Annotated in this window: 15 protein-coding genes; 13 read left to right on the plus strand and 2 right to left on the minus strand. The window is 63.9% G+C overall.

What is annotated here, in order from left to right:
• Positions 1–43 precede the first annotated feature (43 nt).
• From lpdA to WDB71_RS01880, 9 genes are all read left to right on the plus strand, one after another.
• The gene (lpdA, locus tag WDB71_RS01840; RefSeq protein WP_341502951.1) at positions 44–1471 is read left to right on the plus strand and encodes a dihydrolipoyl dehydrogenase; all 1428 of its coding nucleotides are present in this window, start codon (positions 44–46) and stop codon (positions 1469–1471) included.
• Positions 1472–1574: 103 nt separating this feature from the next.
• On the plus strand, positions 1575–3779 hold the full coding sequence (locus tag WDB71_RS01845; protein ID WP_341502952.1) for a patatin-like phospholipase family protein: 2205 nt from the start codon (positions 1575–1577) through the stop codon (positions 3777–3779).
• Positions 3780–3842: 63 nt separating this feature from the next.
• On the plus strand, positions 3843–8240 hold the full coding sequence (locus WDB71_RS01850) for an EAL domain-containing protein (RefSeq protein ID WP_341502953.1): 4398 nt from the start codon (positions 3843–3845) through the stop codon (positions 8238–8240).
• A gap of 82 nt (positions 8241–8322) precedes the next feature.
• Positions 8323–10377, plus strand: a complete 2055-nt coding sequence (locus WDB71_RS01855; RefSeq protein ID WP_341502954.1) for a M13 family metallopeptidase — start codon at positions 8323–8325, stop codon at positions 10375–10377.
• 61 nt (positions 10378–10438) lie between these two features.
• Positions 10439–12883 (plus strand): prolyl oligopeptidase family serine peptidase, encoded by a 2445-nt coding sequence (locus WDB71_RS01860; protein ID WP_341502955.1) that lies wholly within the window; start codon positions 10439–10441, stop codon positions 12881–12883.
• A gap of 203 nt (positions 12884–13086) precedes the next feature.
• Positions 13087–15684 (plus strand): bifunctional aconitate hydratase 2/2-methylisocitrate dehydratase, encoded by a 2598-nt coding sequence (gene acnB / locus WDB71_RS01865; RefSeq protein WP_341502956.1) that lies wholly within the window; start codon positions 13087–13089, stop codon positions 15682–15684.
• Positions 15685–15786: 102 nt separating this feature from the next.
• A complete protein-coding gene (locus WDB71_RS01870) occupies positions 15787–16155 on the plus strand; it encodes a YacL family protein (protein WP_341502957.1) in 369 nt (122 codons plus the stop codon).
• Positions 16156–16292: 137 nt separating this feature from the next.
• The gene (locus WDB71_RS01875; RefSeq protein WP_341502958.1) at positions 16293–16631 is read left to right on the plus strand and encodes a P-II family nitrogen regulator; all 339 of its coding nucleotides are present in this window, start codon (positions 16293–16295) and stop codon (positions 16629–16631) included.
• 11 nt (positions 16632–16642) lie between these two features.
• Positions 16643–17851, plus strand: a complete 1209-nt coding sequence (locus WDB71_RS01880) for an ammonium transporter (protein ID WP_341502959.1) — start codon at positions 16643–16645, stop codon at positions 17849–17851.
• Positions 17852–17875: 24 nt separating this feature from the next.
• On the opposite strand, the gene argR is transcribed toward WDB71_RS01880, so the two are convergent.
• A complete protein-coding gene (argR, locus tag WDB71_RS01885; RefSeq protein ID WP_341502960.1) occupies positions 17876–18334 on the minus strand; it encodes a transcriptional regulator ArgR in 459 nt (152 codons plus the stop codon).
• Between the two features lie 118 nt (positions 18335–18452).
• On the opposite strand from argR, the gene WDB71_RS01890 reads away from it, so the two are divergent.
• A complete protein-coding gene (locus tag WDB71_RS01890) occupies positions 18453–19205 on the plus strand; it encodes a transporter substrate-binding domain-containing protein (protein ID WP_341502961.1) in 753 nt (250 codons plus the stop codon).
• Positions 19206–19314: 109 nt separating this feature from the next.
• The gene (gene mdh / locus WDB71_RS01895) at positions 19315–20250 is read left to right on the plus strand and encodes a malate dehydrogenase (protein ID WP_341502962.1); all 936 of its coding nucleotides are present in this window, start codon (positions 19315–19317) and stop codon (positions 20248–20250) included.
• Positions 20251–20343: 93 nt separating this feature from the next.
• Here mdh and ispB read toward each other — a convergent pair whose 3' ends face one another.
• Positions 20344–21315: an octaprenyl diphosphate synthase gene (ispB, locus tag WDB71_RS01900; protein ID WP_341502963.1), complete on the minus strand. Its 972-nt coding sequence runs from the start codon at positions 21313–21315 to the stop codon at positions 20344–20346.
• A gap of 266 nt (positions 21316–21581) precedes the next feature.
• Between ispB and rplU the strand changes: the two genes are divergently transcribed.
• Together rplU and rpmA are read left to right on the plus strand one after the other, a co-directional pair.
• Positions 21582–21893 carry a 50S ribosomal protein L21 gene (gene rplU, locus WDB71_RS01905; RefSeq protein ID WP_341502964.1) on the plus strand — a complete coding sequence of 104 codons (312 nt, stop codon included), beginning with the start codon at positions 21582–21584 and terminating at the stop codon, positions 21891–21893.
• A gap of 17 nt (positions 21894–21910) precedes the next feature.
• Positions 21911–22168, plus strand: a complete 258-nt coding sequence (gene rpmA, locus WDB71_RS01910; protein ID WP_341502965.1) for a 50S ribosomal protein L27 — start codon at positions 21911–21913, stop codon at positions 22166–22168.
• The last annotated feature ends 16 nt before the right edge of the window (positions 22169–22184 follow it).

Below are 22184 nucleotides of genomic sequence, written 5' to 3' on the forward strand. Positions count from 1 at the left end.
GGGCAGGGATGGCAGGAGCACGAGCAAGAATAACGAGGTAATGATGAGCAACGAAATCAAAGCACAAGTGGTTGTGCTGGGTGCGGGCCCGGCCGGATATTCCGCGGCTTTCCGCGCCGCAGACCTGGGTCTGGAAACCGTTATCGTAGAGCGTTACAACACCCTGGGCGGTGTCTGCCTGAACGTGGGTTGTATCCCTTCCAAGGCCCTGCTGCACGTTGCCAAGGTCATCGACGAAGCCAAGACCATGGCCAGCCACGGCGTCACCTTCGGTGAGCCGCAGATCGACCTGGACAAGGTCCGCGCCCACAAGGAAAAGGTCATCGGTCAGCTGACCGGCGGTCTGGGCGGCATGGCCAAGATGCGCAAGGTCAAGGTGGTCAACGGCCTGGGCAAGTTCGCCAGCTCCAACAGCCTGGTTGTTGAAGGCGCCGACGGCACCACCACCATCAACTTCGAGCACGCCATCATCGCCGCGGGCTCCCGTCCCATCCAGCTGCCCTTCATCCCCCACGAGGATCCGCGCATCTGGGACAGCACCGACGCCCTGAAACTGGAAACCGTGCCCGAGCGCCTGCTGGTCATGGGTGGCGGCATCATCGGCCTGGAAATGGGTACCGTCTACAAGGCCCTGGGCTCTGAGATTGACGTGGTGGAAATGTTCGACCAGGTCATCCCCGCCGCCGACAAGGATATCGTCAAGATCTTCACCAAGAAGATCAGCAAGAAGTTCAACCTGATGCTGGAAACCAAGGTGACCGCCGTTGAAGCCAAGGAAGACGGCATCTATGTCACCATGGAAGGCAAGAAGGCCCCCGCCGAGCCGCAGCGTTACGACGCCGTGCTGGTGGCCATCGGCCGTACCCCCAACGGCAAGAACCTGGATGCCGACAAGGCCGGCGTCAACGTTGACGAGCGTGGCTTCATCAACGTCGACAAGCAGATGCGCACCAACGTGCCCAACATCTTCGCCATCGGCGACATCGTTGGTCAGCCCATGCTGGCCCACAAGGGCGTGCACGAAGGCCATGTGGCCGCCGAAGTCATCGCCGGCAAGAAGCACTACTTCGATCCCAAGGTGATCCCCTCCATCGCCTACACCGATCCGGAAGTGGCCTGGGTTGGCCTGACCGAGAAGGAAGCCAAGGAGCAGGGTATCGACTACGAAGTGGCCAACTTCCCCTGGGCCGCCTCCGGCCGCGCCATCGCCTCCGACGCCTCCGACGGCATGACCAAGCTGATCTTCGACAAGAGCAACGACCGTATCATCGGCGGTGCCATCGTCGGTAGCAACGCCGGCGAACTGCTGGGCGAGATCGGCCTGGCCATCGAAATGGGCTGCGACGCCGAAGACATCGCCCTGACCATCCACGCCCACCCGACCCTGCACGAGTCCGTGGGCCTGGCTGCCGAGGTGTACGAAGGCTCCATCACCGACCTGCCCAACGCCAAGGCGAAAAAGAAGAAGTAAGTTCCCAAGGAACTGAATCCTTGATGAAAAGCGGCCCCGGGGCCGCTTTTTGTTTATGCTCGCTTTGGTTAGGATTTCGCCCTTTCGCCAACAAGGACTCGCCATGTACCGGCCGCTGCTATCTTGCCTGCTCTGCCTGCTGACCCTCCTGCCCAGCCTGGCCCTGGCCGGGGATGACAGGCCCAGGGTCGGCCTGGTGCTGGCCGGTGGCGGTGCCCGCGGCGCCGCCCATGTGGGGGTGCTCAAGGTGCTGGAGGCCAACAAGGTGCCGGTGGACTATGTGGCCGGCACCAGCATGGGCGCCTTCGTCGGCGGCCTCTATGCCAGCGGCAAGAGCGCCGACGAGATAGAGCAGCTGATGCTGCAACTGGACTGGGACCGTGGCTACCGGGAGCGGCCGGAGCGGGCCGACCAGAGCCTGCGCAGGAAGGAGCAGCGGGATCGCTTCCAGCTGGGTGTGGAGCTGGGGGTCAGCGACCAGGGCGAACTGAAGCTGCCCAAGGGCGTGCTGCAGGGCCAGGCCATGGCGGCACTGATCCACCGCGCCCTGGGTGACATGCCCAACCTGAAAAGCTTTGATGAGCTGCCCATTCCGTTCCGGGCCCTGGCCACCAATATCGAGACCCACGAGGAGGTGGTGCTGGGCCGCGGCTCCCTGGCCAAGGCCTTGCAGGCCAGCATGGCGGTGCCGGGCATAGTGCGACCGGTGGAGCTGGAAGGCCTGCTGCTGGTGGACGGTGGCGTGGTCAACAACATGCCCATCAGCGTGGTCAAGGCCATGGGCGCCGACATCGTCATCGCCGTGGACGTCAGCTCCCCCTTCTTGACCCGCAAGGAGCTGGGCTCGGCCCTGACCATAGTGGACCAGCTGTCCCGCTTCCTGGTGCTGGACAACATGCGGCGCCAGAAACAGCTGCTGGGCGGCGAAGATCTGTTGCTCACGCCGGTCCTGGACGGCATCGACACCCTGGGCTTCAAGCGGATAGGCCAGGCCATCGCTGCCGGCCAGCTGGCGGCGCAGCAGCACGCGAGCCATCTGCAGGCGCTGTCGCTGGATGGCCGGGCCTATGGCCACTGGCAGCAGCGGCGGCAGGGTGACGAACGCCGCCCGCTGATAGACGCCGTGATCATCGACGCCGACGGTCCCCTGGATCACGCCTGGATCAGGGACCAGCTGGGGGTGGCGGCGGGCGATCGCTTCGACCAGAACCGCATCGACGCCGGGGTGGCTCGCCTCTATGCCTCGGAGCTGTTCGAACGCATCGACTACGAGCTGGTGGAGCAGGAGGGGCGGCGGCTGCTCCGGGTCCGGGTCCGGGAAAAGTCCTGGGGGCCCGGCTTCGTCAACTTCCGCCTGGCGGTGGAGGACAACTTCCGGGACACCTCCAACTATCAGCTGGGGGCCTCCTATACCCGCAGCGACCTCTCGTCCTATGGCGCCGAGTGGCACAGCGAGGCCGAGATGGGCCTGGTCAAGCGGCTGATGACCGAGCTGTACTGGCCCTTCCAGGCTTCCCAGGACTGGTTCGGGCTGGGCCAGTACGAGTTTCGCAAGGCGCCCAGGCGGCTGCTGACGGGACCGGAGCTGGGTTTTATCGAACTGGACGTCACCACCAGCAGCTACAAGGCGGCCCTGGGCATGAACCTGGGCCACCGCGCCCGCCTGCAGGGGGGCTGGCGCATCGTGGACGGCAGCATAGAGGATCTCGATGGACTGCTCTTGGACGACAACCTCCACTACCAGCAGAGCGGCCCCTTCCTGCAGTTCGACTGGGATACCCTGGACAGCCTGGACTTCCCCCGCGCCGGCCAGCGCTGGCAGCTGGAGCTGCGCCAGACCGAGGATCGCTTCGATGGTGTCGAGGACAGCTCCTCCTTCATGCTGGTGGACTGGCTCGGCGCCACGGCGGCCGGGCCCCACGCCTGGTCGCTGCACCTCAAGGCCGGCTCCTTCTTCAACGACGACAGGGCCAGCATCGAGGCCTTCGACCTTGGCGGTTTTCGCAACCTGTCCGGTTATTCCCGACTGGCCATCAGCGGCAGCCACATGCGCTTCGGTGCCCTGGCCTACAGCTACCAGCTGCTGGAAAATGACTTCGGCTTCTTCCGCAGCCCCGTGTTTGTGGGTTTTTCGCTGGAGGCCGGTAATGTTTGGGAGCGCCGTGCCGATATAGACTATGAGGATCTGATCACCGCCGGCAGCATCTATGCTGGTGTAGACAGTCCCATAGGCCCGATTTTCCTGGGCTACGGGCGTAATTCGGCAGAGGAAGACAGCCTGTATTTCTTCCTGGGTGCCGATTTCTGATCTGGTTGCCCCAGCCAGAGAGTGTTACAGTTTGTTAACAAGTTTCCGGGGTTTCGAAACAACATGATCTGGCGGACTCTGATGCTGGGCCTGGTGCTGCTGGGAGGCAGTGGCCGGAGCCTGGCTCATCACGACTACAGCATTCGCCAATGGACGGCACAGCAGGGGCTCACCGACGGCCAGGTCCAGGTGCTGGCCGAGGACAAGCACGGCGCCATCTGGGCCGGCACCGCCAGCGGCCTGTTCCGGCTTTCCCAGTCCTCTGCCATGCGTATCGACCTGCCGGGCCAGCACGGCCTAAAGGACGGTGCCGTCTACGCCCTGCAGGCATTGGATGACGGTCGCCTGCTGGTGGGCTTTGGCGACGGCCTCTACCTGTACGAACCGGCCGAGGATCGCTTCCACAAGGTCGGCGAAAACGGCCTGCTGAGTGGCTTCAAGGGCCTGGCTACCACCCTGTTCAGGGACAACCTGGGCCGGATCTGGGCGCCGACCGCCGAGGGTCCCGTCTACCGGCTGCACCTGGAACTCAACCAGGCCAGCGAAGTGCCGGTGCTGAGGCAGGAAGACACCTGGTTTGCCGGCGCCGCCGTCGGCGCCAATATCCTGCTGTTGGGGGTCCGCAACATCAGCCTCTATTCCGAGCGCTTCGAGGGCCGTATCGACCTCAGCTGGGACGAGGCCCGTCATGGCCAGCTCAAGGATATCTACGTGGATGACAGGGACAGGGTCTGGGCCTCCTCCTCCCGCGGCCTGTTCCAGCTCAGCATCCTGGCCGATCGCATCGATGTCCAGCCCCGCATCGAGGGCACCTATTTCCGGCAGATCATCGCCGACGGCCAGGGCGGCCTCTGGCTGACCGGCCGCTACGGGGTGCTGCACTACGACGTGGCCCGGGACCGGCTGACCGACTACTACCAGCGGATCTGGCAGGAAACGGGTGCCGAGGGCATGCTGCCGCTGCTGCTGGACAGCAAGCAGCGGATCTGGGCCGGTGCCGAGGGGGAAGGGGTGATCATGCTGGCCGAGCACCCCCTGGGTGAGGTGGAACGCTACACCCGCCATACCGAGCCGGCGCTGAGCTCGGACATGATCTGGGGGATCTGGACCGAGGGCGACGAGCGCTGGCTGGCCACGGAAGCCGGCCTGGAATGGCTCCACAAGGGGGGCGAACACCGCCTGTACCGGCCGAAGGACTTCACCTCCAATGACGGTTTCTATCTCGTCACCCCCCTTGACGACCGCCACTTCCTGGTGGGGGGCCTGCGGGGCCTGTACCGTTTCGACAAGACCGACAAGCGCTTTACCCGCCTGCTGACCGATCAGCCCTATGGCGAAGGGTCGGTGTTCTTTGCCAAGAAACTGGCCGAGGACACTTGGGTGGGCCTGGAAGGGGGGCTGCTGCGCCAGTCACCCGGGCAAACGCAGTTTTTCCAGTTCGACAGCCAGGGCCGGCACCTGGAGGGCATCAAGCAGGTGAGCCGCTCGCCCGGGGGCCAGATCTGGGTGGCCGGCTTCAAGGGGCTGTACCGGCTCAGGGAGCAGCAGCTGGAGCCGGTCGGTCTGGGCGACGGCGGCAAGGACGGGGTCAGCGCCCTGTTGTGGCTCGGCGAGCGGGAGCTGCTGGTGGGCCGTGAGGATGACGGTGTCGTCAAGCTGACCCTGGACGACGGCGGCAATGTCGTCGAGCGCCAACAGATGGAGCCGCTCTGGGGCATGGACATCAACAGCGTCTATTTCCTGCAGCGTTACCGGAACTGGCTCTTCATCGGCCAGCCCAGCTCCCTGGCCAAGGTCGACCTGGACAGCGGCAGCTCCGAGCGCTTCTTCCAGGACGACGGCCTGCCGGACGATGAACTCAACGAGGGGGCAGCCCATGTCGGCAGCGACGGCATGCTCTATATCGGCACCCCCAAGGGGCTGCTGGGCGTCAGGCCGGAACAGCTGGTGCGTGCCCAGGCGCCGTCCGAGGCCGGCCTCATCGCCCTGACCGCCCAGTTCGAGGACGGTCGCCAGCGCCGCTACCTGGAGTTTGAGGACGACATTGCCCTGGCCAGCGATCTCAGCCTGCTGCAGCTGACCCTGGGTTCCTTCGACTACGAGTCCACACGCCAGCCCCTGTCCCGCTACCAGATCAAGCCGGTGCACCGTGAACCCATCGAGATCCTGGGCGAGCAGCCGGTCAACTTCAGTGCCCTGCATCCGGGCCGGCACGAGTTGCTGGTCTGGTCGCAACAGCGCGGCGTCTGGCGCAGCCAGCCCCAGCGGCTGACCATAGAAGTGGCGCCGCCCTGGTTCGAAACCACCTGGTTCTACCTGGCGGTGGCGGCACTGAGCCTGGGGTTGATCCTGATCCTGGCCTGGGTCCGCTGGCGCCAGCAGTCGGCCATCCGCAGCGTCCACAGGGCCATGGCCGAATCGGAGCAGCGGCTGCGCTTTGCCCTGCTGGGCAGTAACTCCGACATGTGGGACTGGCACGCCAGGGACAACAAGTTCGCCCTGCATTCCCTCAAGGGCAAGCTGGCCGGCCGGCCCGGGGTGGTGCGCATGGCGCCTGAGGAGATCCCCATACACCCGGACGACAGGGAGCGTATCTACCAGGTCTGGCTGGATCACCTGGAAGGCAGGGCGGAACAATACGACGTGGAATACCGCATCATCCTGGACGGCAAGCCCGTCTGGTATCACGTCACCGGCTCGGTGGTGGAGCGGGACGCCCAGGGCCGGCCGGTGCGCATCGCCGGCATCTACCACGACATCTCCGCCCGCAAGGCCCTGGAGGACGAGCTGACCCTGTTCGCCAGGGCCTTCGAAACCACCTCCGAGGGGGTGCTGATCCTCGACAGCGACCACAAGATCAGTGGCGGCAACCCGGCGGTGGAAACCATCACCGGCTTCAAGCGCGATCTGCTCAGCGGTTGCGACTTCAAGGTGCTGATCAAGGACGAGCGCGGCACCACCAGCAGCTATCTGTGGGCCGAGGTGGAGAACCGGGGCACCTGGACCGGCGAGATCCTGCTGCACAATGCCGACGGCAGCCAGTGCCCGGCCTGGCTCAACCTGTCGGCCATGCGCAGCGACAACCTGATCACCCACTATGTGGCGGTGTTCTCCGACATGACCGAGCGCAAGCGCACCGAATCCGAGCTGCGGCGCCTGGCCAACTACGACGTGCTCACCGGCCTGCCCAACCGGGCCCTGTTCGTGCAGCGGCTGAGGAAGGTGATCCAGGATGCCCACAACAGGGGCCGCCAGGCGGCGCTGCTGTTCATGGACCTGGACAGGTTCAAGACCGTCAACGACTCCTATGGCCACAATGTCGGCGATGCCCTGCTGGTGGAGGCGGCCAACCGGCTGCGCGACAGTGTCAGCGAGCAGGACATGGTGGCCCGCCTGGGCGGTGACGAATTCGTGATCATCGTCCACGACGCCGAGGACGCCGAACTGCTCAGCCACCTGTGCGAGAGACTGCTGGCCAGCTTCGTGGAGCCGTTCAGCCTGTTCGGCCGCGACTTCTACATCTCCACCAGCATCGGCATCAGCCTGTTCCCGGACGACGGCAGCGAGCCGGAGGTGCTGCTCAAGAATGCCGACATGGCCATGTACCATGCCAAGGAAGAGGGCAGGAACAACTACCAGTTCTATTCCGACGAGCGGACCAAGCACGCCATGCTGATGGTGCGGCTGGAATCCGAGCTGCGCAAGGCCCTGGACGGGGACCAGCTGCAGGTCTACTTCCAGCCCCAGGTAGACGTGCTGGATCAGGACAAGGTGGTGGCCATGGAGGCGCTGGTGCGCTGGCACCATCCCAAGGAAGGCTTCATCCCACCGGATCGTTTCATCAAGGTGGCCGAGAACTCGGGGCAGATCGTGGCCCTGGACAACTGGGTCATGGGCCAGGCCTGTGCCCAGGCCAAGCAGCTCAACGACGAGCTGGACCAACCCGTGGCCATCTCGGTCAATGTCTCGGCCCTGCATTTCCGCCAGCCCGACTATGTGGAGCAGGTCAGGACCATACTGGACCAAACGGGGCTGGCGCCCGAGCTGCTGACCCTGGAGCTGACCGAATCCACCCTGATGCAGGAGGTGGTGGTGGCCAAGGAGCATCTGCTGGCCCTGCATGAGCTGGGGGTTTCCCTGGCGGTAGACGACTTCGGCACCGGCTATTCCTCCCTGGCCTACCTCAAGCAGTTCAAGGTCAACGAACTCAAGGTGGACAAGTCCTTCGTGCGCGACCTGGGTGTCGATGAGACCGATGCCGCCATCGTCCGCTCCATCGTCGACATGGCCCGCAACCTGGGACTGCGGGTGGTGGCCGAAGGGGTGGAGACCGAACAGCACCTGGAGCACTGCATGGCCCTGGGTTGCTACCGGGTCCAGGGCTATTACTTCGCCAGGCCCATGCCCATGGCCGAACTCAAGCAATGGCTGCGCCAGGAAAGGGATCGCAGCGTGGGCTGAAACATTTAGAAAAACTCTCGCCTTTGCGGTGACTTAATCAGTCGTTAACATGGCCTGTTGGAAATCCCCCAAGAAGGAAGGAATGATGAAGCATTTGAGCCGTGTCGCCCTGGCCGTCACCCTGGGACTGGGTCTGGCCGCCTGCGCCCAGCAGAGCAACGATAACAACGTAGAACAGGTCCAGAGCCAGCTGCAGTCCGGTATTGCCCTGAACAACATCGAGCAGGGTGTGCGTGCCGGAGACAACTTCTACCAGCACGTCAACGGCAAGTGGCTGGAGCGCACCCAGATCCCCGCCGACAAGTCCAACTACGGCTCCTTCACCAAGCTGTACGAAGACAGCCAGCAGGCTCTGCGCACCATCATCGAGGAAGCGGCCGCCAAGGATGCCCCTGCCGGCAGCGCCGAGCAGATGATCGGCGACTTCTACCGCTCCTACATGAATACCGACAAGGTCGAGCAGCTGGGCCTCAAGCCCATCCAGGGCGACCTGGACATGATCCAGTCCGCCGAGGGCCTGGCCGACGTGGCGGCGCTGTTCGGCAAGCTGGGCACCCAGGGCGTCAAGGCCCCCTTCGGCTTCTACGTCTACGCCGATGCCAAGAATTCCCTGGTCAACGGCGTCTACATGGGCCAGAGCGGCCTGGGCCTGCCCAACCGTGACTACTACCTGGAAGACAACGACAAGTACCAGCAGCTGCGCGCCGCCTATGTGGCCTACATCGCCGACCAGCTGAGCAACGCCGGCTTCGACAACACCGAAAAGCGGGCCAAGGCCATCCTGGCCCTGGAGACCCGGATCGCCAAGGCCCAGTGGGACAAGGTCAGGAACCGCAACCCCAACGCCACCTACAACAAGATGAGCGCCGCCGAGGTGGCCAAGCTGATGGGCCCCTTCTACTTCGACCAGTACGCCAAGGCGTCCCAGCTGGACAAGGCCCACGAGATCATCGTCTCCCAGCCCTCCTTCTTCGAAGACTTCGCCAAGATCTTCAAGGGCACCTCCGTCGATACCTGGAAGGACTACCTGAGCTTCCACCTGGTGGACGGCTATGGTGAGCTGCTGCCCAAGCGCATCGCCGACCGTCACTTCGACTTCCACGGCAAGACCCTGAGCGGCACCGAAGCACAGGCCCCGCGCTGGAAGAAGGCCGTTGACGCCGCCGATTCCGTGCTGGGCATGATGGTGGGCAAGGTCTATGTGGAGCGCCACTTCAAGCCAGAGGCCAAGGAGCGCATGGAAGGCCTGGTGACCAACCTGCTCAAGGCCTACGAGGTGTCCATCGACAACCTGGAGTGGATGAGCGACGAGACCAAGGTTGCCGCCAAGGAGAAGCTGTCCAAGTTCAAGCCCAAGATCGGCTACCCGGACAAGTGGAAGTCCTACGACGGCCTGGTGATCAAGCAGGGCGATCTGGTGGGCAACTTCCGCCGCTACGCCGCCTTCGAATTCGAAGACATGATTGGCCGCATCGGCAAGCCGGTTGACCGCACCGAATGGCACATGACGCCCCAGACCGTCAATGCCTACTACAACCCCCTGGTCAACGAGATCGTCTTCCCGGCCGCCATCCTGCAGCCGCCCTTCTTTGACCTCAACGCCGATGACGCCGTCAACTATGGTGGTATCGGCGCCGTCATCGGCCACGAGATCAGCCACGGCTTCGACGACTCCGGCGCCAACTTCGACGGCGACGGCAACCTGCGCAACTGGTGGAGCGAAGCCGACCTCAAGGCCTTCCAGGAGCGTGGCTCCCAGCTGGCGGCCCAATACGACGGCTACTTCCCCTTCGAAGACGCCCACGTCAACGGCAAGTTCACCCTGGGCGAGAACATCGGCGACCTGGGCGGCCTGGCCGTGGCCTACCGCGCCTACCGCATGAGCCTGGATGGCGAAGCCCCGGTCATCGACGGCTACACCGGCGACCAGCGCTTCTTCATGGGCTGGGCCCAGGTCTGGCGCCGCAAGTACCGTGAAGCCGAGCTGCGCAAGCGCCTCAACACCGATCCCCACTCTCCGAGCCAGTACCGTGCCAACGGTATCGTCTCCAACATGCCGGCCTTCTACGAAGCCTTCGGCGTCAAGGAAGGCGACGAGATGTATATCGCGCCCGATAAGCGTGTGAAGATCTGGTAAGCCAAAACTGTTAAAACAGCCTCCCAGACGGGAGGCTGTTTTATTTTTGCAGGAGACAACAATGACAAAAGCCATCTTGCCGCTGGCCATGACGGTGCTGCTGAGCGCCTGTGCCGGCACCCAGGGCACGGCGCCGGCCAAGCCCATGATCGCCGGCAAGGCCAGCATCCAGGTGCCGGCCGTGCAGGCCACCGCCTCCGGTCATCCGACCCTGGAGAAAATCATGAGCGATCCCCAGTGGATCGCCCGCAGCCCCCAGCAGCCCTTTTTTGGCGCCGACGGCCGGATCTATTTCTGGCAACAGCGCGAGGGCAGCCATCTCCATGATCTGATGACGGTCAGGGACGGCACCGTCGTCAAGGTGGCCGACGAGCAGCGCCATCGCATCAGCGCCGACGGCGCCTGGGACCAGGCCGGCGAGCGCTTCGCCTACGCCCACGAGGGCAACGTGTTCCTGAGCGAGCGGGGCCAGCTGCGCCAGCTTACCGGCGGCGCCGACCATGATAGCAATCCCAGCTTCCTGACCGGCAACCGCCTGGCCTTCCAGCGCGGCAACGCCTGGTACCAGCTGGACCTGCAAAGCGGCCTCAGCACGGTGCTGGCGGAGCTCGAGCTCAAGGATCAGCCCAAGGGCATCGCCGATCCCGAGGGCCATGTGGCCAAAGAGCAGCACAGGCTGATCAACTGGGTGGCCAACAACCTGGCCAAGCAGAAGGCCGGCAAGGCCGAGGACGACAGGCTCAAGGCCGCCGATCCCACCGCCAACCCGGACGCCTTCTACCTGGGCGACAAGCGCCAGCTGGTGGAATCGGCCCTGTCCCATGACGGCCGCTACCTGCTGGTGGTGACCCAGGAGGACAAGCCTACCCGTAGCGACAGCGATGTGATGCCCAACTACCTGGGCCAGGCGGGCGAAATTGAAGTACGCAAGGTGCGCCAGCGGGTCGCCGACTGGCAGCCCAATCCCCAGCGTTTCACCCTTATCGACCTGCAAAGCCGCGAGATGCGTGACCTCAAGCTGGCGCAGCTGCCGGGCATCAACAGCGATCCCCTGGCCAAGGTGCGGGCAGAGAACCGCCAGGCCGGCTACCAGGTCGAGGAATTCAAGGGCCCCAGGGCCGTCCAGCTGATGCAGGACTGGGGCTGGCGCCAGTCCGCCATGCAGTGGAGCCGGGACGGCAAGCTGGCGGTGATGCTGGAGGCCCAGGACAACAAGGACAGATGGCTGGTCACCGTCGATCTGGACAGCGGCAGCCTCACCACCCAGCACCGCCTCCAGGATGAAGCCTGGATCAACTACGACTTCAACGACTTCGGTTGGCTGCCGGACGGCAAGCTCTGGTACCTGTCCGAGCAGTCCGGCTTCAGCCATGTCTACGTCAAACCCCTGGCAGGCCAAGCCCGCCAGCTGACCCGCGGCGCCTTCGAGGTGTCCAAACCGGTGCTGAGTCGCGATGGCCGCCATCTCTACTACAAGGCCAACGAGAAGCACCCCGGCATCTACGAGGTCTACAGGCTGGACCTGCACAGCGGCCAGCGCCAGGCTCTGAGCGACCTGGACGGCATGACCGACTTCGTGCTGAGCCCGGCCGAGGACCAATTGCTGCTGAGCCACTCCAAGGTGCTCAATCCGCCGGAGCTGTACCTGTTGGATGCCCAGGGCGGCCAGCCCAGGCAGCTGACCCATACCGTCAGCGACGAATTCGCCAAGGCGCCCTGGACCGCGCCAAAGGTGGTGGCGGTGCCCTCCAGCCACACCGAGCAGCCCATCTACGCCAAGCTCTACCTGCCCAAGGACTTCGACGCCCAGCGTGCCGACAAGTACCCGGCCGTGGTGTTCAACCATGGCGCCGGCTACCTGCAGAACAGCCACCTGGGCTGGAGCGGTTACTTCCGTGAATTCATGTTCCACTCCCTGCTCACCGAACAGGGCTACGTGGTCATGGACATGGACTACCGCGCCTCCAAGGGCTACGGCCGCGACTGGCGCACCGCCATCTACCGGCAGATGGGCACCCCGGAGGTGCAGGATCTCCGTGACGGCGTTGCCTACCTGGGCGAGCGCTACAACGTGGATACCGGCAAGGTCGGCACCTATGGCGGCTCCTACGGCGGCTTCCTGACCTTCATGAGCCTGTTCACGGCCCCGGATCTGTTCCAGGCCGGCGCGGCGCTCAGGCCGGTCACCGACTGGGCCCACTACAACGCGCCCTACACCAGCAACATCCTCAACAGGCCCCAGGTGGATCCCCTGGGCTTCGAGCGCAGCTCGCCCCTCTACCTGGCCGAGGGCCTGGAAAAGCCGCTGCTGATCATGAGCGGGGTGTTGGACGACAACGTCTTCTTCCAGGACTCGGTACGCCTGGTGCAGCGCCTGATCGAACTGAAGAAGCCGATGTTCGAAACCGCCATCTACCCGGTGGAGCCCCACGGCTTTCGCGAGCCCAGCAGCTGGCTGGACGAGTACCGCCGCATCCACCGCCTGATGGAAGAAAATCTGAAATAGGCGGATAAGTATCTGACCGGCCTGAGCGCCATCTGGCCGGCTCGATACGCCAACGGCAATGAACAGGCCGCCTTCGGGCGGCCTTTTTCGACCCTGGTGGAAATTTAAATCTGGTCACAAAATCGCTATACTGGCGCGGACCAAAATCAGCCGCGCTCAACCAGTCACAGCCATTGAGCGTCAGCCAATAAGAGGATAGTGTCGTGCTAGAAGCCTATCGTAAACATGTCGAAGAGCGCGCCGCCGAAGGCGTGGTTCCCAAGCCTCTCGACGCCGAGCAAACCGCACAGCTGGTTGATCTGATCAAGAACCCGCCCGCCGGTGAAGAGGAGTTCCTGCTGGATCTGCTCGCCAACCGCATCCCGCCGGGCGTGGACGAAGCCGCCTATGTCAAGGCCGGCTTCCTGGCCGCCATCGCCAAGGGCGAGGCCAGCTCCCCGATCCTGAGCAAGGAAAAAGCCACCGAGCTGCTGGGTACCATGCAGGGCGGCTACAACATCGCACCGCTGATCGCGCTGCTGGACGACGCCACCCTGGCCCCCATCGTGGTCAAGGCCCTGTCCAACACCCTGCTGATGTTCGATGCCTTCCACGACGTGGTCGAGAAGATGGAAGCCGGCAACGCCAGCGCCAAGCAGATCGTCGAGAGCTGGGCCAACGCCGAGTGGTTCACCAACCGCGCCCCCCTGGCCGACAAGCTGACCCTGACCGTGTTCAAGGTGCCCGGTGAGACCAACACCGACGACCTGTCCCCGGCCCAGGACGCCTGGTCCCGCCCCGACATCCCCCTGCACGCCCTGGCCATGCTGAAGATGTCCCGCGACGGCATCAACCCGGACAAGGACGGCGAGATCGGCCCCATCAGCACCATCGAGAAGCTGAAGGAAAAGGGCTTCCCCCTGGCCTACGTGGGTGACGTGGTCGGTACCGGCTCCTCCCGCAAGTCCGCCACCAACTCCGTGCTCTGGCACATGGGCGACGACATTCCCTTCGTGCCCAACAAGCGCGGCGGCGGTGTCTGCCTGGGCGGCAAGATAGCCCCCATCTTCTTCAACACCATGGAAGACGCCGGCGCCCTGCCCATCGAAGTGGACGTGTCCAAGCTCAACATGGGCGATGTCATCGACGTCTACCCCTATGAAGGCAAGGTCACCAAGCACGATTCCGACGAGGTGCTGGCCACCTTCGAACTCAAGACCGACGTGCTGCTGGACGAAGTCCGCGCCGGCGGCCGTATTCCGCTGATCATCGGCCGCGGCCTGACCGACAAGGCCCGCGAGGCCCTGGGTCTGGGTCACTCCGAGGTGTTCCGCCGCCCCGCCGACGTGCAGGATTCCGGCAAGGGCTACACCCTGGCCCAGAAGATGGTCGGCAAGGCCTGTGGCGTGACCGGCGTGCGCCCCGGCCAGTACTGCGAGCCCAAGATGACCACGGTCGGCTCCCAGGACACCACAGGTCCCATGACCCGTGACGAGCTCAAGGATCTGGCCTGCCTGGGCTTCTCCGCCGATCTGACCATGCAGTCCTTCTGCCATACCGCCGCCTATCCCAAGCCGGTGGACGTGCAGACCCACCACACCCTGCCGGACTTCATCATGAACCGCGGCGGCGTGTCCCTGCGCCCGGGTGACGGCGTCATCCACTCCTGGCTGAACCGCATGCTGCTGCCCGACACCGTCGGCACCGGCGGCGACTCCCACACCCGTTTCCCGCTGGGTATTTCCTTCCCGGCCGGCTCCGGCCTGGTGGCCTTTGCCGCCGCCACCGGCGTCATGCCGCTGGACATGCCCGAGTCCATCCTGGTGCGCTTCAAGGGCGAGATGCAGCCCGGTATCACCCTGCGTGATCTGGTCCACGCCATTCCCTACTTCGCCATCCAGCAGGGCCTGCTGACCGTGGAGAAGCAGGGCAAGAAGAACGCCTTCTCCGGCCGCATCATCGAGATCGAGGGTCTGCCGACCCTGAAGGTGGAGCAGGCCTTCGAGCTGGCCGACGCCACCGCCGAGCGCTCCGCCGCCGGCTGTACCATCAAGCTGGACAAGGAGCCGGTCACCGAGTACCTGCAGTCCAACATCGTCATGCTGAAGTGGATGATCAGCGAAGGCTATGGCGACCGCCGTACCATAGAGCGCCGCATCAGCGCCATGGAAGCCTGGCTGGCCAACCCCGAGCTGATGGAAGCCGATGCCGACGCCGAGTATGCTGAGGTGATCGAGATCGACCTGGCCGAGATCAAGGAGCCCATCCTGTGCGCCCCCAACGACCCGGACGACGCCCGTCTGCTGTCCGAGGTGGCCGGCGACAAGATCGAAGAGGTCTTCATCGGCTCCTGCATGACCAACATCGGTCACTTCCGCGCCGCCGGTAAGCTGCTGGACAAGTTCGCCGGTGCCCTCAGCACCCGCATGTGGATCGCCCCGCCGACCAAGATGGACAAGGACCAGCTCACCGAGGAAGGCTATTACGGCATCTTCGGCCGCGTTGGCGCCCGCATCGAGATCCCCGGCTGCTCCCTGTGCATGGGTAACCAGGCCCGCGTTGCCGACAACAGCACAGTGGTGTCCACCTCCACCCGTAACTTCCCGAACCGCCTGGGCAAGGGCGCCAACGTCTACCTGGCCTCCGCCGAACTGGCGGCCGTGGCCGGTATCCTTGGCAAGCTGCCGACCCCGGCCGAGTACCTGGAATACGCCCGTGAGCTGGATGCCACCGCCGCCGACACCTACCGCTACCTGAACTTCGATCAGCTGCCGCAGTACACTGCCAAGGCCGACGAAGTGATAGTGCAGCAGGCCGTCTAAGGCTGGTGCCTGAAATGAATAAAAAGCCCCGGCAATGCCGGGGCTTTTTTTATGACCGGCCGGATCGGTTAGAATGCCCGCCCCATCCAGACCGGTTTTGTTATGGAACACGAATTTCGCTACGACAGCTACCAGGGCCGCTTCCGGGTGCGCCTGGAATACGGCTTCCACGCCCTGGGGGCCTGGCTGGAGGAAGAGCTGGGGCCGGACCGGGCCAGGGGCGAGCAGCTGCTGGCGCGGCTGGCGGCCCTGGGGCCCCAGGACGAGCTGCTGGTGCCGGGCCGGGAGTGGCAGCTGTGGCTGAGTCGCCAGGAGGTGGAGGTGCGCCATGGCAGCCTGTCCCTGGCGGCCGAGGAGGTGATGGAGCCGGATCTGTCCTTGAGCGACGAGGATCTCTGCTGCCTCTGCGGCAGTGACGACTTCAAGGCCCTGCTCAAGGCCTGGCTGGCCTTCGTGGCTGCACCAAGATAGTGCAACGGGTGTTGCATCTTTGTGCAAATCTCGTGAATTTAAATCCAGTTGAAAGCTCAACTCTTTGAACCTTAAGGGGTTCTCTTCTCTGGCACGGCTCTTGTCTGTTCTTTCCCAAACCACAGGGAGAACAGGCCATGAAAAGGGTCACCGCCATCATCAAACCGTTCAAGCTGGACGACGTCCGTGAAGCCCTCAGCGAGGTGGGGGTCAGCGGACTGACCATTTCGGAAGTGCGCGGCTTCGGTCGCCAGCGCGGCCACACCGAGCTCTACCGGGGCGCCGAATACCGCATCGATTTCCTGCCCAAGGTGCAGCTGGATGTGCTGGTCCAGGCCGAGCACACAGATGCCGTGCTGGAGGCCATCCAGGAGGCGGCCCAGACCGGCCGGGTCGGCGACGGCAAGATCTGGGTCCAGGAGCTGGAGACGGTGGTGCGGATCCGCACCGGTGAACGGGATCAGGACGCCATCTGAGGAGAGACGCCATGGAATACATCATCAACACCTTTTTCCTGCTGGTCTGCGGCGCCCTGGTCATGTGGATGGCCGCCGGCTTCACCATGCTGGAGGCCGGCATGGTGCGGGCCAAGAACACCACAGAGATCCTCACCAAGAACCTCTGCCTCTATGCCATTGCCTGCCTGACCTACCTGCTGTGGGGTTACGGCCTGATGTACCAGGGCAATGCCGAGGGCGCCTGGCTGCCGGCCTGGTTCGCCGGGGTGGGGCAGGAGGGGGGCGACGCCGGCCACGCCCTGGGAGCGGACTTCTTCTTCCAGGCGGTGTTCGTGGCCACCACCATGTCCATCGTTTCCGGCGCCGTGGCCGAGCGCATGAAGCTGTCCAGCTTCCTGCTGTTCTGCCTGATCCTGACCGGGCTCTTGTACCCGGTGGAGGGTTTCTGGACCTGGGGCGGCGGCGCCCTGGCCAAACTGGGTTTCGTGGACTTTGCCGGCAGTGCCATAGTGCACCTGGCCGGGGCCAGCGCCGCCCTGGCCGGGGTGTTGCTGCTGGGGCCCCGCAAGGGCAAGTACGGCCGCGACGGCCGCATCTACCCCATACCGGGTTCCAACATGCCGCTGGCGGCCCTGGGCACCCTGATCCTGTGGATGGGCTGGCTGGGCTTCAACGGCGGTTCCCAGCTGGCCTTGGCCAGCCGGGAAGACGCCAGTGCCGTGGCGACCATCTTCGTCAACACCAACTCGGCGGCGGCGGCCGGGGTGCTGGCGGCCATGGCCTACTGCAAGCTGCGTTGGGGCAAGGCGGATCTGACCATGATCCTCAACGGTGCCCTGGGGGCCCTGGTGGCCATCACCGCCGATCCGCTGTCGCCCAGCCTGCTGGGGGCGGCGGCCATAGGCGCCCTGGCAGGCCTGCTGGTGGTGCCGGCCATCACCTTCATCGACCGGCTGCGCATCGACGATCCGGTCGGCGCCATTTCGGTGCACGGTGTCTGCGGCGCCCTGGGCGTGCTGCTGGTGCCACTCAGCAACGACGAGGCCAGCCTGCGGGTGCAGGTGCTGGGCCTGCTGGCCATCGGCGGCTGGGTGTTCCTGAGTTCGCTGGCGGCCTGGTGGGGGCTGAAGAAGAGTTTCGGGATCCGGGTCAGCGAGGAGGACGAGCTGGCCGGCATGGACAAGAGCGACTGCGGCATAGACGCTTACCCGGAGTTCGTCACCCTCAAGCGCAGTTGAGAAAAAGGGGCCGATGGCCCCTTTTCAGCGGAACAGCTCCTGCAGCATCTGCAGGGTCTTGTCCAGCTGGGAGACCTTGGTGGGGGCCACCAGTATGGTGTCGTCACCTGCTATGGTGCCGAGGATACCGTCGGCCTTGGTGAAGGAGTCCAGCAGGCGGGCAATGAGCTGGGCAGAGCCGGGACTGGTCTTGATCACCACCACCGACTCGTTGTGGTCTATGTCCAGCACCAGCTGCTTGAGCTGGCTGGAGGCGGTGGGCACGCCAAGCTCCGGGGGCAGGCAGTAGACCATCTCCTGGCGGGCGTTGCGGGTACGCACGGCGCCGAACTTGGTCAGCATCCGCGAGACCTTGGATTGGCTGATGTTGTCGAAGCCCTGGGCCTGCAGGGCCTTGACGATCTCGCTTTGGGAACCGCAGCTTTCTTCCTTGAGCAGTTGCTTGAATGCTTTGACCAGTGCTTCCTGGGTAGGGTTAGCCATGCCTTGTCCTTTGGGATCTCATTCATCATTATTGTCGTTCTGGTTCCGGGATCTTACCATGAGGTCCCCCCTTGGGGGCCATGGTCTGCCGAGAATGTTAAAACGGAGTGAATTCGACTTGCCTAAAGCCGCTGCCCTGCTGTTCAGTGCCGTCGCCGGCCTGCTGTATTGTGGCTCCGCCCTTGCCAAGGTCGAGCCCAAGGCCCTGATCGTTGCCACTGAAACCACCTATAGGCCTTTTGCCTATGTGGCCCAAGACGGCCAGGTGGTGGGCATCGACATCGAGATCGCCCGAGCCCTGTGCCGGCAGATCAAAAGGATCTGCGACATCCAGGACAGGCCCTTCGACAGCCTGCTGGATGACGTGGAAGAGGGCCGGGTGGACATGGCCATTGCCGCCCTGGACATCACCTCTGAGCGCCGCGCCCAGGTGGCCTTTTCCGATCCCTATTACCGCAACGAGGCGGTCTATGTGACCCTGGCCAAGCTGCCCACCGCCTCGGCCCTGGGCGGCGACATAGGGGTGCAGAACGGCTCCAGCCACATGGCCTACCTCATCGCCGAGAAAAAGTGGAACATCATTCACTTCGAGACCTACAGCGACGCCCTGCAGGCATTGAAGCAGGGCCGGATCAGCGCCGTCTTCGCCGACCGCCTGGTGGCCACCGCCTGGCTCGAGAACCGGGGCGGCCAGCAGCTGCGCATCGTCGGCAACAAGGTGCGCAGCCTGCGTCACTTCGGGCGCGGCATGGGCATTGCCGTCAATCAGGACAACGAGGCGCTGTTGGAACTGGTCAACGACGGACTGGATGCCCTGGAGGCGTCCGGTGAGCTGGAGCGCATCCTCGAGCGCTACATGCCCGGCCATTGATTTACATCCCCTTCAAGACCCTTCCACCTGGCGCTGATTGTTTTTTAACGACCGATCCAGTAAGGTGCTGCGCGAACCTGAACAGGTCCACTACATGGGAGAAAATGCAATGAAAGTAGCCGTTCTTGGCGCCGCCGGTGGTATCGGTCAGGCCCTGTCCCTGCTGCTCAAGACCCAGCTGCCCGCTGGTTCCGAACTGGCCCTCTATGATGTCGCCCCGGTTGTCCCCGGTGTTGCCGTCGACCTGAGCCACATCCCCACCGCCGTCAAGGTGAAAGGTTTCGGCAAGGACGACCTGCAGGCCGCCCTGACCGGTGCCGACGTGGTGCTGATCCCCGCCGGTGTACCCCGCAAGCCGGGCATGGACCGCGCTGACCTGTTCAACGTCAACGCCGGTATCGTCCGTACCCTGGTGGAAGGCATCGCCGACCACTGCCCCAAGGCCATGATTGGTATCATCACCAACCCGGTCAACACCACCGTCGCCATCGCCGCCGAGACCCTGAAGGCCAAGGGCGTTTACGACAAGAACCGCCTGTTCGGTGTGACCACCCTGGACGTGATCCGCGCCGAAACCTTCGTTGCCGAAGCCAAGGGCCTGAACCCGGCCGACGTCAAGATCAACGTCATCGGCGGCCACTCCGGCGTGACCATACTGCCGCTGCTGAGCCAGCTGGGCCTGGATTTCTCCGACGAGGAAATCGCCTCCCTGACCCACCGCATCCAGAATGCCGGTACCGAGGTTGTTGAAGCCAAGGCCGGTGGCGGCTCCGCTACCCTGTCCATGGGTCAGGCCGCGGCCCGTTTCGGCCTGAACCTGGTCCGCGCCCTGAGCGGTGAAGAAGGTGTTGTCGAGTGCGCCTATGTGGAAGGCGGCTCCGAGCACGCCCGCTTCTTCGCCCAGCCTGTGCGCCTAGGCAAGAAGGGTGTCGAAGAAGTGCTGTCCTACGGCGACATCTCCGCCTTCGAAGCCGATGCCCTCAGCGGCATGCTGGACACCCTGAAGAAGGACATCACCATCGGTGAGGAATTCGTCAACGCCTAAGGTGGGACGAGTCCGGAAAAGGCGCCTTGCGGCGCCTTTTTTGTGCCATGAAAAAAGGAGCCTTCAGGCTCCTTTTCGTCTTTTTCTTCGAGACTAGCTGCGCCTTTCCACGGCGATACGGGCCAGGGCGGCCAGGGCCTCCTTGTAGGGGCTGTCCGGCAGCACCGCCAGGGCGGCAATGGCCTTCTCGGACTCTTCCACGGCCCGCCGGTAGGTGTAGTCCAGGGAGCCGTGCTGCTGCATGGCGGCCAGGATGGGCTCCAGCAGCTCGCGACCGTCGCCTTTCTCGATGGCGCTGCGGATCAGCGCCGCCTGCTCTTCACTGCCATGGCTCATGGCGTGCAGCAGCGGCAGGGTCGGTTTGCCCTCGGCCAGGTCGTCGCCCAGGTTCTTGCCCAGCTCGGCGGCATCGGCATCGTAGTCGAGCAGATCGTCGATGAGCTGGAAGGCGGTGCCCAGGTACATGCCGTAGTCCTGCAGGCCCTGCTCGATGGTCTCGTCGTTGCCATTGATGACGGCCGCCAGGCGGGTGGCGGCCTCGAACAGCTTGGCCGTCTTGCAGTAGATGACGTCCAGGTAGCGCGCTTCGGTGGTGTCGGGGTCGTTGCAGTTCATCAGCTGCATTACTTCCCCTTCGGCGATGACATTGGTGGCATCGGCCAGGATCCGCATCACCTTCATGGAGTCCAGATCCACCATCATCTGGAAGGCTCGGGTATAGAGGAAGTCGCCCACCAGTACCGAGGCCTGGTTGCCGAACAGGGCATTGGCGGTTTCCCGGCCCCGGCGCAGGGTGGATTCGTCGACCACGTCGTCGTGGAGCAGGGTGGCGGTGTGGATGAACTCCACTATGGTGGCCAGCTTGACGTGCTTGTCACCTTCATAGCCAAGGGCCCTGGCGGCCAGTACCGCCAGCATGGGGCGCAGCCGCTTGCCGCCGGCATTGACGATGTAGAAACCAAGCTGGTTGATGAGGGCAACGTCGGAACTCAGTTGTTCCGAAATGGCTTCGTTCACGGCCGCCATGTCGGCGGCGCTGAGTTCGCGGATCTGGTTGATGTCCATCTTTCGCTTCTAAAGGCTGCGCAAGGCCTGTATTCTGGACGGCAATTGGCGGCCATCTTACACCAAAGGGAAGGGGGTTAACATCCTGACCGGGGTAGGCTGGCCGGCGCCGTCTGCGGATGCTGGCGGGCTGGACGTTTTTTCGACTTTTTATTGGTGATCGACTTGCCGCGCCAGTCCCTCTTCTGTAGAATACGCGCCCTATTGTAAGGTTTTAAGCGCACCCGTTTTCATGCCGGTGCGGACAGAATACGGAGTAACTATCCATGTACGCGGTTATCCAAAGTGGCGGTAAGCAACACCGTGTAGCTGAGGGCGATGTTGTTCGCCTGGAGAAGCTTGACCTGGAAACCGGCGCTGCCGTCGATTTCGACAAGGTGCTGATGGTTGCCAACGGCGAAGAAGTCAAAGTTGGCGCCCCTTACGTTGACGGCAGCAAGGTTACTGCTGAAGTCGTAGCTCACGGTCGTGGCAAGAAGGTCAAGATCGTCAAGTTCCGTCGCCGTAAGCACTCTCGCAAGCAGATGGGCCACCGTCAGTGGTTCACTGAAGTCAAGATCACTGGCATCAGCGCCTAAGTAAGGAGTAACTCAGCATGGCACACAAAAAGGCAGCCGGTTCTACTCGTAACGGTCGCGATTCCGAAAGCAAACGCCTGGGTGTTAAGCGCTACGGCGGTGAATCCGTACTGGCCGGCAACATCATCGTTCGCCAGCGTGGCACCAAGTTCCACGCCGGTGACAACGTAGGCGTGGGCAAAGACCACACTCTGTTCGCTACTGCCGATGGCAAAGTGAAGTTCGAAGTGAAGGGTCCCAAGAACCGCAAGTTCGTGAGCATCGTTACCGAATAAGTCGCTGCTCACCGCT

It is taken from the genome of Gallaecimonas sp. GXIMD4217, from assembly GCF_038087665.1.
Taxonomy (GTDB): domain Bacteria; phylum Pseudomonadota; class Gammaproteobacteria; order Enterobacterales; family Gallaecimonadaceae; genus Gallaecimonas.